Genomic DNA, 13,441 nt, shown 5'->3' on the forward strand with positions numbered 1-13,441 from the left:
TTCTTGACTTCTTGGCATTGTGGGGAAAAGTTTTTTCTTGTTCAACGAGAAAGCTTTGGTAAAGAGTTGGGTAATTCATGCTTCAGAATGCTGACTATTCTTGCTGCTTGTTTATCCCAACATAAGGATACCTCTAAACCCGCTTGTCAATAGCGTTTGAGATGCGCTTACCCTGCTATGTTAGTCTACTAAAAGTTGGCAAGCATTTGTTCGATTTCTGTATCCATTAACTCATTAACTTCAGCTAAAATTTGTTCTAGAGCATCACTTTCTACTTGTTCAAGTTTGTGAGTCTGTACCAATTCGCTTATTTGAGCGATTGTCGAGCATTCAAATAAACTACGCAACGGTAACTCTATCAAGAAGGCTTCGTTGATCTGATTTACAAGTTGCATAGCTAAGAGCGAATTGCCTCCCAATTCAAAGAAATTATCGTGGATACCGACTTGTTTTAAGTTTAGAACTTCAGCCCAAATAGAAGCTAGTAACTCCTCGATAGGGTTGCGGGGTGAAACCATATTCACTTCAATATTGTTGATTAACACACCCAAGCGATTTAGAGTAAGACGATCGATTTTACCATTAGGGGTAAGCGGTATGGTTTCTATTTGGAAGAAAGTAGAGGGTAACATGTACTCAGGCAATTTTTGCTTGAGGAAGCGATGCAGTTCCCTACTATCTACATTTTGCTCTTGATGAAAAACAATATATGCTTGCAATCGCTGATTATCTAGTTGGTCGTCGCTGGCTATAACTACACACTCTCTGACTTGTGGATGTTGACTCAGCGCTGCTTCGATTTCTCCCAACTCAATACGGAAACCGCGAATTTTCAGTTGGTTATCAATTCGACCGATAAATTCAATAGTACCATCGCTTCTGTGGCGGGCTAAATCTCCTGTTTTGTACAAGCGGGCTGTCGGTTCATTACTAAAGGGGTTGAAAATAAACTTTTCGACTGTTAATTCTGGACGGTTAAGATAACCTCGTGCCAAACCATTACCACCAATATGCAATTCACCTGCAACACCGATAGGCACTGGTTGCAAATGATGGTCGAGAATATAAATTTGAGTATTAGCTATGGGATGACCAATAAACAGTGAAGAAGCTGTTTGATGTTCTAAACTCACTTGGGAATCATAGACTGTAGCTGTAATTGTAGCTTCAGTAGGGCCGTAAGCGTTTCGCCAACTAACGTTGCTACCTACTTGCTGTTGCCAAGTAATAAACCGCTCTAATGGGACTCTTTCGCTACCAAGAACCAATAAACGTACATTTTCTGCCCAGCTGATATGGGGCATTTGGGAAACCCACTCTTGCCAGTATACTACTGGCAGGTTTAGGACAGTCAATTCTTGTTTTTTGACAAATTGCACAAAATCTGCAACTGCAAACATTTTCTTTGGTCGTAGTACCAAAGTTGCTCCACTCAACCAAGTAGGAAATATTTCCTCGGCAGCTACATCAAAGCTAAAGCTTGCAAATTGTAGGACGCGATCGCTCACTTTTAGCTCATAATTTTTAGCTATAGCGTAGTTATGGTTTACTAAGGCTTGGTGCGGAATTAGTACCCCTTTCGATTTGCCAGTAGAACCGGAAGTATAAATCACATAGGCTAAATTTGTCGGCTCAACAACACTAACAGGATTCGTGATTGATTGACGAGAAATCGCTTGCCAATCCGTATCCAATAGTACTAGTTTTGCAGAGTGTGGAGGCAGTTGACTCTCTAATTCAGCACTTGTCAGTAGCACTGAGGCTTGAGAATCACCTAGCATATGAGCCAAGCGTTCTTGAGGATAAGCCGGGTCTAGGGGTACGTAAGCACCACCAGCTTTGAGAACACCCAGCATCGCTACTAACATTTCTACAGAATGTTCAACGCAAATGCCTACAAGCACTTCTGGTTTTACACCTAAACTTTGTAGGAAATGCGCTAATTGGTTAGCACGCTGATTTAGCTCTCGGTAGGTCAGTTTTTCTTCAGTAAATTCTACTGCTACAGCATTCGGAGTCAATTGTGCTTGTTGTGCAAATATTTGATGAATACATTTATCTTGGGGATAGTCGGTTTGAGTGTTATTCCACTCAACCAGTATTTTATGGCGTTCGGTTGCTGTTAATAAGGATAATTGCGAGAGCGATGTTTGGGGGCTGGCAATAATCGCCATCAATAACGTTTGGTAATGTCCAAGTATGCGGTCGATAGTGGCAGCATCAAACAAGTCTGCATTATAATCACATTCCAACAGTAACTCGTTTTCAATCTCAGTCACATTCAAGCCTAGATCGTAGTCAGCAAAACTTATAGATTGAGGTAACAAGCTACTTGACAAATTATACATTTGGGGAATGTCTACGGGGCGCTCCAGGTTAAAGGTGGCGTTCACCAAAGGAGATATGCTGCTACTAGCCTTTACTCCCAGTTTGTCAATTAATTTAGCGAAAGGATAATCTTGATGCTCATAGGCATCCAACAACAAACTTTTGCAAGTTTTGAGATGTTCGACGAATGTCACATCGCCGACAATTTGACCGCGTATCGGTAGCAGATGGCTGCAATAACCAACTAGTCGCTCACTACCTTCAAGAGAGCGTCCAGCAGCAGCAATACCAATGGTAATGTCGTCTTGGTTGGTTAAGCGATAGAGTAAGACAGTATATGCAGACAGCAGCATCATAAATAGGGTACAACCGTTTTGCTTGCTGAATTGTTTGATGGCACCACTTAAGCTACTGTCAAGCTGTAACTGTTGTCTGCCACCTTGATAAGTTTTGATTAGTGGGCGAGGACGGTCAGTGGGCAGGTCTAAAACTGGAACTGGGCTGGCAAACTTCTGTAACCAATAAGATTCATGAGCTTTCATCTCGTCTGTTTCACAGTATTGACGATGCCAGTCGAGATATGAACTATATTGCATCGGTGGTTCTAGCCGGCAAACATCACCCTGACAAGTTGCTGAATACAATGCAATCATTTCTTGCAAGATAACGCTGATTGACCAGCCATCAGTAATAATGTGATGGGCGCTAACAACTAATATATGCAATTGGTCTTTTAATTTCAAAATCCGAACGCGGAATAAAGGCCCGTTGGTGAGGTCAAAAGATTCGCGGTTTTCATTTTGCAACCACTGGGCTAGTTGAAAGTTGCCATCTTCTACATTTGAAAAGTCAATTACAGGAACGTCTATTTGCAGTGATGGTAATATTTCTTGAAAATCGCCTTGACTGCTGATAGTTGTACGTAGAGCCTCATTACGTTGTATCACTTGCTGCACTGCTTGACGCATGGCTGCTAGATGAAGTGTACCCCGTAATTGAATATTGAGGGAAATGTTGTAAGCTAAAGACCCATTGTCACCAATTTGAGCTAAAAACCAAAGCTGCTTTTGGGCATCACTCAGGGGAATTTTGAATGCTGGTTTTAGTTCTAATTCACTTTTAATTTGGGCTTCCAAAGCTACAGAACTTCTCAATTTGTCTGATGTGTTATATGTCTGCTTTTGGACTATCGATAATTTTAGCTTTTTGGGAAAAAAACCTGCTGTGCGTAATTCTTGTACACTATCTTGGACTGATTGAATTACATAATTTATATCTTCATCTGTGTGTGCAGTAGATAGAAAACAGGTGCGTCCTTCCCAAATATAAACGCCTTTTGCAATTAAAGAGTAATACAGCAAATCCATTTCTAAAGGCTGATATAGATAGCTAGAATTGCCCGATAAAGTAAAGCGAAAAAGCGAGCTAAAATGCACTATTTGTACAGGGATATTTTCTTGTTCAAAGTAAGTATTGAGTGTTGCGGCTAACTGTGATGTACGTTGATTCAATCGCTCTTGGAGGGTAGCTCCTTCGGCTTTGAGGTGTAGGAGTGTGGCTCGTGTTGCTGCCATCGTCAAAGGATGTTTGGAGAAAGTACCAGCAAAAAATGTCGTTTCCACTTCTGGATAAGATTCATCTCCATAGTTCCACATACCACCATCAATTTTGTCCATATAAGCTGCTTTTCCAGCTATTACCCCGATTGGCATTCCCCCACCAATTAACTTGCCATAGATGACAATATCTGCATCAACACCAGACCATGCTTGCGCTCCACGGGGATGAACGCGGAAACCTGTGATTACTTCATCGAAAATCAAGGTGATATCTAGTTGTTGTGTTACCTCTCGCAACTGTTGCAGAAATTCTTTGGGTTGTAAATCGGGTTTGCGGCTTTGTACAGGCTCAACTAAAACTGCTGCTAATTCATGAGCATTGGCTTTGATAATATCAAGCGATTCAGAAGCCCCATAAGTCAGAAGCAAAACATCATCAACCATATTTTGCAGCACCCCTGGAACCATTGGGTGTGCTGGTAATTTTCCGTCTTCAGATGTTTGTGGTATGGCTAAGGTGCCATCAAAATGACCGTGATAAGCGCCTTTAAAAATAGCAATTTTGGCACGACCTGTAGCTGCACGGGCTATACGCATCGCTGTCATCGTCGCTTCTGTACCTGAATTACAGAAAGTGACTCGTTCCATTCCTGTCATTTCGCAGATTAAAGTTGCTACCTCACCAGCAAGTTGAGATTGGGGGCCGATTTGCGTCCCTTGCTTGAGTTGATTTTCTAGAGCTTCTGTAATAAAGGGAACATCATGACCAAAAAGATGTACGCCAAAACCCATAGAAATATCTATGTATTTATTGCCATCAATATCCCAAATTTTTGAACCTTGAGAACGATCGCCAACAATAGGATAGAGGATTTCTTTAGTTTCGGGACGAAATCCGACAGAAGCCCTTCTGTCGGCGAGGACAGGGCGATAAGTTTGCGATCGCTGTTTGGATTTTGCTGTACGTTTGGTATAACGGGCGATCAGAGAATCTAAATATTGTTGTTGTTGTGGGGTGAGGATTTTGGCTGACGATTGTTCAACTCGCCAGAAAGAAGAGGGAAAATCTTTTTTTGCGGTTGAGTTGTGTAATTCTACTGGGTTATGGGCAAATTTCGTTTCTTTATGTGGGCTAGGGGAAGAATTTAAATTTGTTGATAAGCTTGAATTACGCAAGATTTCCAACTGTTGGGACATCAATTCAAACTGCTGCCGAAGAACGATTTCTACTAATGTTTCGGATGTCGTTTCTGAGGCTTGAGAGGGTGATATTTCGGGTTGTTCTTGAATTTTAGATTTGATAGGTTCTTGTTGTATACTCTCATCAATATAATTTGCTAACGCATTCAGGTTTGTTAGTTCTTCAAATAACTGACGAATCGTAATTTTAATTCCAAAAGTATTTTCAATTTGACGAATGGCATCAATTAGCACTATTGAATCAGCACCCATGTCTAAAAAATGAGCATGAACATCAATATCTTCTGGATCGGATTTGAGTAAATTTGCAATAATTGTACGTAGTTCTGTTAATAATTTTTGGCATTTATGGGGTTGACTGGGAACTTGAAAATAAGAATTATCAGTGTTAAGAGTATATGTGTTCATGAGTTTTTATCAATTGCTTGGTTGGAATTTAATCTGATTAGTTTTTTCAGGGGCTATATATAAAAGAAAGAAGAGAAGAAATAAATGTGTACCTAGCTTCGCAAAAATAAAATGAGTCCTATATATCGCCTATGTTTTCATAGGGGTAAGTCAATTAATTTATGCAATCACTGACTTACCGTTCTATTTTTCGCTAAATTTGGGCTTATCTTGACCGTATTCCATTCTGGAATGGCAAGAATTTGTCTGTAGACAAATTATGACTACGCAAAACTTCTAATTGCTCAGACATAATCTGTAGTTGTTGTTTGAGCATTTTTTCTACCAATGCTTGAGATGGTATTCTTCTAGCATCACCATTAAAAGCAACAGGTTTAGAACCATTGCTATTGAGATTTCCTGCTGTACTGTCAACCGAATTTTGCGATTGAACCCAGTAACGTTTTCTTTGAAACGCATAAGTAGGAACTGGAAGTACCTGATGCGAATAATCGCTTTCAAATCCCGTCCAGTCAATATCTACTCCTCGCAGATACAATACTGATACACTTTCCAATAATGTTTGCCAATTATCTCGCTTTGCAGTCAAAGAAGGCAACCAAACCGAATCTTCGTTTTGCTGACAACGTTTACCCAGACTAGAAAGAACTGGTTTAGCACCAATTTCTATGAATAATTCGTAACCTTCTGCCAATAAAGTATTCAACCCTGCCATAAATCTTACAGCTTGGCGCGTATGGCATCGCCAGTATTTGGCATCAGGTACTTGTCCTGCTGGTAGAAAATTCCCGGTGACATTGGAAACTAAAGGAATCAGTGGTGCTTGAAATTTGACTTGGCTTGTTACTTGTTCAAAAGCATCAAGCATTTCATCCATTAAAGGAGAATGGAAAGCATGAGATACATTCAAGCGTCGAGTCTCAATTCCTTGGGCTGTGAATTGGGCGATCGCTGCCTCAACTTTGGCGATCGCACCAGAGATGGTGATATTATTAGGAGCATTAACCGCAGATATGGTAAGTTCTGTGTAAGATTCAATCACAGCTTGCACTTGCGCTTCATTGGCAAACACCGCAGCCATCGCACCGATTGACTTGATTTCTTCCATCAAGCGCGATCGTTCGGTAACTAGCTTCAGTCCTACTTCCAAACTAAAGACTCCAGCAATGCAAGCAGCCACATATTCACCGAAACTGTGACCAATTACTGCTGTTGGTTCCACACCCCAAGACTTCCATAATTGCGCCAAAGCGTACTCTACAGCAAATATAGCTGGTTGGGTATAGGCAGTTTCATCGATGCAGCTACTTTCAGTTTTAGGATATAAAACCGACAGCAGAGGTTTATCTAAATGTAACCGCAAAATTTGATCGCATTGGTCGATACAAGCGCGGAAGGTCGGTTGAGTTTCGTAAAGTTGGCGACCCATATTTAGATATTGGGAACCCTGACCTGTGAATAAAAAAGCGATTTTGGGATGCTTTTTGCCGCTAATTTTACCGTTTTCTAACTGAGATGTTTTTTTACCAGCCGTGTAAGCACCAAGTCCCGTTTGTAATTGGATATTAGATTGAGCGATCGCAACTAGGCGATGCTCGAAATGAGAACGTCCGGTATTAGCCGTAAAACAAATATCTGCTAATGACGCATCAGGGTTATTACCAAGATAATTTTCATAATCTCGTGCTAAATCGCGCAAAGCATTTTCACTTTTAGCAGAGAGTGTGAAAAGATGCATCTGCCGTTCATCGCCGCCTGTTTGTTTTTGAAGAGGTGCTTCTTCTAAAATTACATGGGCATTAGTACCACCGAAACCAAAAGAAGATACACCAGCCAAGCGCCGTTTATCGTCTCGATGCCAAGGTACACATACAGTGGGGATGGATAACGTTCCAGCCAAAGAAATGTGGGGGTTAACTTGTTTGAGGTGCAGATGGGGTGGAATTTCCTCGCGATCTAGCGATAGTACAGTTTTAATTAAACCAGCGATTCCCGCTGCTGCTTCTAAATGTCCAATGTTGGTTTTGACCGAACCAATCACACAGGGATTTTCCGGCGATCGCCCTGGCGTCAGTACAGCTTTTAGGGAATTGATTTCGATAGGATCGCCTAAAAAGGTTCCAGTACCGTGGGCTTCAATGTAACCGATTTCATCAGGTGACACACCTGCATTTTGCATCGCTTGCCGAATCACTGCTTGTTGGGCTGGGCCGTTAGGTGCTGTCAGTCCGTTGCTGCGTCCGTCTTGATTAATTGCCGAACCTTTAATCACTGCCAGGATATTATCACCATCCCGGCGCGCATCGCTAAGACGCTTGAGAACTACTACACCACAACCTTCTCCCCGGACATAACCATCAGCATCGGCATCAAAAGTTTTACAACGACCATCACTAGCCATCATCCCGGCTTGGGAAAATGTAATCGTCAATTGTGGGGTGAGAATTAAGTTTACACCAGCAGCTAAGGCCAGTTCGCATTCTCCCTGACGCAGACTTTGACAAGCTTGGTGAACTGCAACTAAAGATGAAGAACAAGCTGTATCTACTGCCAAACTCGGCCCGCGCAAATCTAACAAATAGGAAATACGGTTAGCGGCGATGCTAAAAGCGTTACCTGTACCCGTGTAAGCATCTAATCCAGTAATTTGTTTGGATTGCAACTGAGAGTAATCAAAATTACTAATCCCGACAAAGACACCTGTATTGGTTCCTGCTAATTTATCTGGTGGATAAGCTGCATTTTCCAGCGCTTCCCAGCTAACTTCTAGTAATAATCTCTGTTGCGGGTCGAGAGATTCTGCTTCGCGTGGGGAAATGCCAAAAAATTGCGCGTCAAATTGGTCTACTTGCTCTAAAAAGCCACCCCAACGAGTATTCATTTTGCCTGGTGTTGCACGGTTTGGATCGTAGAAAGTATCGATATTCCATCGCTGTTTAGGTACTTCACTAATAGCATCAACACCATTACGGAGTAATTGCCAAAAAGCTTCTGGGTTATTAGCACCAGGGTAACGGCAACCAATACCAACGATCGCGATGGCTCCGCCCGCCGTTGGCGTTCGCGTTAGCGTCTCTGAAAGAGAAGCCTCTCGTAGAGAAGGCATCGCATTATTTTCTGTTTGCTGCTGCGCTATTATCTTCGGTTGTGGCACTCCATCACCTAAATATTGTGCCAAAACAGCGATAGAAGGGTAATCATATAACAGCGTCGGTGAAAGTTCCCGTCCTAACCATTCTTGTAATTCTCCAGAAATTCTCACGGCTGCCAAGGAACCCAGCCCGTATTGTGCAAGCGGTTCGTCAATATTAATTTCCTGGGGAGATTGCAATTGTTCAGTAACTTTTGCAACTAACCAAGCTGCGATCGCTTCGGTGTTTACTGTTTGTTCTACTTGTGGTGCAATTGCTTCTTGCGTTTTGTTGGGAGCATCAGCACTCCACTGGGCAACTACATCAAGAGTACCAGCTTCTAACTCAGTTCGGCAGGTACTGCGTCGCACTTTGCCAGAAGAAGTTTTGGGCAAACTGTTTGTTTTAATTAAGACAATGGCATGAATTGGCAAGTCATGGTGTTCGGCTACAGCTTTACGAATTGCTGCTATGACTTCATCAGCGTTGAGTTTGCGGAGATGAGAGCGTTCGACTTCTTGGACTATGACCAACCTTTCTGAGTTATTGATTTCGACTGCAAAAGCTGCACCACTAGCAGGACGTAGTGCCGGATGACAATTTTCCACGGTGAATTCAATATCTTGCGGATAATGGTTGCGACCCATGATAATAATTAAATCTTTGAGACGGCCAGTGATAAACAACTCACCATCCTGTAAACAGCCTAAATCTCCAGTCCGCAAAAAAGGGCCAGTTGTATTGTCTGCAAGATACGCATGAAAAGTATTTTTTGTTTGTTCGGGATTATTCCAGTAACCTTGAGCAACGCTAGGCCCTGATACCCAAACTTCTCCCACCTGTCCATCTGCACAAGGCATAAATGATTCGGGATTTACAACCAATACTTTTTGGTCTGGGCTACTTTTACCGCAACCAACAATCGCTTTGCCGCCAGCTTCAGCAGTAGTATCTATGACTTGGTTTTGTGACAAAGCTGTGGTTTGAATATGACGAACAATTGGAACTTCAGATGTTAAACCGCCAGATACAATTAAAGTCGTTTCCGCCATCCCATAACAAGGATAGAAAGCTTCTTGACGGAAACCGCAAGGAGCAAAAGTTTCGGCAAAACGTTCCAGTGTTTCGGCCCGTATCGGTTCAGCACCTGTAAACGCAACTTTCCAACTACTCAAATCAAGACTTGCTAGTTGTTCGGGGGTAATTTGGCGACAGGCGAGGTCATAAGCAAAATCTGGGCCGCCACTGGTAGTTGCTTTGTAATTAGAAATCGCCTGCAACCAACGGAAAGGCTTTTGCAGAAAAGCAACCGGCGCCATCAGCGTTACTGGAAAACCACCATATATCGGTTGCAAAACCCCACCAATTAATCCCATATCGTGATATGGTGGCAGCCAAATTACACCTTGGCTTTGGGGTGTGTGTTGATAAAAGTTATAGATTAGTTGGGAATTATGCAATAAATTACCGTGGGTAATCATTACTCCTTTCGGTGTGCCAGTAGAACCCGAAGTGTATTGCAGAAAAGCCAAAGTATCACTATTGACATTTGGATGCTGCCAATTTTCAACTATACCGATGTTAATACTATCAGTTGCGATCCAGGGTATCACCGCCAATGTAATATTTTCAGCTAATTGAGGCGAGATGGTTGTCAATATAGATTCTGTAGTCAATGCTACTACCGCTTCAGCATCAGATACGATCGCCTGTAGCCTAGACATTTTTTGATTGCGTCGGGGTGGATAAGCTGGAACTGCGACAAAACCAGCATATAAACAACCAAAAAAGGCGGCGATAAATTCTAGTCCAGGTGGATACAGTAACAAAGCCCGCGAACCTGGTACTCCCTGTTGCAGAAGTTGAGTAGCGATCGCGTGTGCTTTTCGATCTAATTCTTGATAAGTTAAGTTAACGCTTTCTGTTTCTCCATCAACAAGAAAAGTATAAGCTGTTTGCTCAGGTTGATTATGCGCTCTATAGGTTAAAAGGTCTATTAAAGTAGAAAAGTTAACATTATTTTTATTGGCAAAATTGTTGAGGCTAGTAATCATTTGCTTTTTCCTTATAAGAAATCTAGTAATGGACGGAGTTTGTAATTAATAGTGAAGTTAAGAGACTTTGAACTGTGCCTGTTGAGACATTTGTATGTTTTCTAACAAAGCATCTACATCTGCCTGTAGTTGCTGCAAATCTTGTTGAGGGTTTACTGTCCAAGTATGGATTGCATCCAAACTTGCATTCAGAAAAATTTTCTGACAAGTTTGACGGTCAATCTTTCCATCAGAGTCTTTTGGGAGACTAGTTGCCTTTAGAAGTACTACAGCATATATTTGCAATCCATGTTCTTCCAACACAGCAAAACGGATAGCTTGAATTACTTCATCCACGTTAAGAATACGTGAATAGGTTCTTTTGACTTCTTGAATAACTACTAGTCGTTCTTGATAATTAACTTCGACGGTAAATGCCACTCCTGCATTTTGTCTTAAGGAAGGATGGCTTTGATTTACGGCTTTTTCAATAGTTTGAGTGGAATAATTAGCACCTCGAATACTAATTATGTTCCTGACAGAATGTTTATTTAGGTTGAGGTTACTTTCATCAACAATTTGTATTTCTTCTTGCTGCTGATTAACCAATACTAAAAAGTTCATTTTTCTACTCTAATATATAACTAAGATGAGTAAATTCATTCAAAAAATTAAGAGAGTTGCTTACAATGTATATTACCGATCTAATCTATAAAATTATGCAAGTAAAAAGCAGTTTTTAGAAAAGATAACCGTAAATAGCAAATATTAATAAATATATAAAGCCCTAAATAATTTGTCGAACGCCTCCGCCATCGCTTTTCATATAGCGTCTTTGAAGGAAAAGAGTAAAAAATAAAATATTAAGTAATTTATAAAGGATTTATAAGCGATATAGTTAACTTATAAATATTGATGTGGCGAAAAACCCTAGATTTAAAGCGCTTTGGGAGCTGCGATCGCCTACAAAAGTTATTCTGGCATCCAGTTGATGACAGCTACTTATTCAGTAGTTTGTAAAATATGCAATTTTGATTCAATTATCTTATACATCTGCTTTTGAAACTGTTCCGCCATTAATTTTTCAGGAATTTCTGCTGTTAATATTTCAATAATTTGTTTGGTAGAACAATCTGGAAAACTTACTAGTACTTGATTAATAATTAGCTGTGCAATTGGTCCAACAAAGTTAGTATATTCTTTCTTGATAAGTTCAAAAAGCTGTAAATTACTAGTTACCGAATAATTCTCCAGAAATTTATGTATGTTAAGTTGAATATAAATTTTGTTATTACGTTCATTATTTTCTGCTACTTCTTTAGTAATTATTTTCGTTAAAAAATTATTAATTTTTGTAAGTATCGTCGAATTTTTAATCAAGGCATGAGTAGAAGACTCAGAATTAACACTCGATTTTTGGTTTATATACTCTGATAAATCTAAGTTGAGATAAATAGGTTTTTGCAGACTAATATTTTCATTTATATTATTAGATTGTCTCAGATTTCGTTCTAAACTTTGTAAAATTAATAATTCTTCTAATGCCTTATTAGTTTCTTTTTTTTGTCTACGAATCTTAATAGCCTTTATCGGAGATGTGATTTTGAAGTCAAAACGAGGTAAAACAGATGAACTACTGTCTAGATTATTCAAGACAAGGAGAATTTCTTTAGCTGACTGAAAGCGTGCATTTGGTTCTTCTACTAACATTTTTTCGATAATTTTGGCAAAATCATCGCTTATATTGACTTGAGAACGCCATTGCCAATTTAGTGATTCATCTAAGAGAGCATGTGGCATTTTTCCAGTTAAAAGAATCACTGTACAAACACCAAGTGCATAGATATCACTAGAAGGATAGGAATATCCTAAACGTAACTGCTCAGGTGGAGAATAACCAAACTTTCCAACTACTGAAATACGAATTGAGTTATAAAAGTTTAGAGAATCAGCAGACATAATCTGCGTGTAATTTTCTTTAACTGTGCCAAAATCAATCAACACAGGTTTAGATTGATTATGAGGTAGCATGATATTCTCTAGTGAAATATCTCTATGAATTATTTTACGTTCGTGGAGATAGTCTAAAACTGGCAATACATCTGTCAGCCATGTTCTCACTTCTATTTCAGAAAAAGGCTGACCTGTCTGCACCAAGCGTTCTGAGAAAATTTCAGAATAAGTTTTGCCGTTAATATATTCCTGAACAATAAAGATTCGTTGGTTATCTGTAAACCAAGCTAAAAATTTGGGGACTTGAGGATGCTGAATCTGGTATAAAACTTTTGCTTCACGCTCGAATAAATCCTGGGATTTCCGTAGATTTTCTGCTTTTGACGCTGTTGGTACAAACTCTTTCAAAACACAAGGTTCATCAAATCGCTGATTGTCTAATGCTAGGTAAGTTCGTCCAAATCCTCCCTTACCAAGAAATTTCTGAATCTGATAACGGTTATTTATTAAAGTTCCTGACTCAATTTTTGTAATCATTTCTAATACCCGATTAATTTGGAGCAAACATTATTTTTTTATTTAATAGTGTTGCATCCTCAAGAATTATGCAGAAAACAGATATTTAGCGAATAAATAAAACTTTCCTCCTTCATGGGAAAACAAACGCTAAAGAACATATGTATCAAAAATATACTGCTAGTATGGCCATGCCAAGCAGTTAAATTGTCATAGATAATTTAGCTTTACTTTAGTTAGATGTAAATATAAACCTTACGGTTAATGTCTCTAGAAATCAAGTTTTATTTGACCTTATGAATTTTTGTCTACA

At 40.0% G+C, this 13,441-nt stretch carries 4 protein-coding genes; all 4 read right to left on the reverse strand.

The genetic code is table 11. The annotated features are described in order from the left end of the window. Nucleotides 1–188: 188 nt before the first annotated feature. The 4 genes from RMY64_RS05915 to RMY64_RS05930 all read right to left on the reverse strand — a co-directional run bounded on the left by RMY64_RS05915 (nt 189) and on the right by RMY64_RS05930 (nt 13,149). The gene (locus RMY64_RS05915; RefSeq protein ID WP_322699567.1) at nt 189–5,495 is read right to left on the reverse strand and encodes a non-ribosomal peptide synthetase; all 5,307 of its coding nucleotides are present in this window, start codon (nt 5,493–5,495) and stop codon (nt 189–191) included. 205 nt (nt 5,496–5,700) lie between these two features. Continuing rightward, entirely contained in the window at nt 5,701–10,680 is a 4,980-nt protein-coding gene (locus RMY64_RS05920; RefSeq protein ID WP_322699568.1) for a polyketide synthase, read from the reverse strand. A 57-nt stretch (nt 10,681–10,737) separates the two neighbouring features. Beyond that, nucleotides 10,738–11,283, reverse strand: coding sequence for a hypothetical protein (locus RMY64_RS05925; protein WP_322699569.1), 546 nt, complete (start codon nt 11,281–11,283; stop codon nt 10,738–10,740). A gap of 378 nt (nt 11,284–11,661) precedes the next feature. Beyond that, complete coding sequence (locus tag RMY64_RS05930) at nt 11,662–13,149, reverse strand: serine/threonine-protein kinase (RefSeq protein ID WP_322699570.1); 1,488 nt, start codon at nt 13,147–13,149, stop codon at nt 11,662–11,664. Nucleotides 13,150–13,441: the final 292 nt, after the last annotated feature.

It is taken from the genome of Nostoc sp. DedQUE08 (genome assembly GCF_034530895.1).
Taxonomy (GTDB): Bacteria; Cyanobacteriota; Cyanobacteriia; order Cyanobacteriales; family Nostocaceae; genus Nostoc.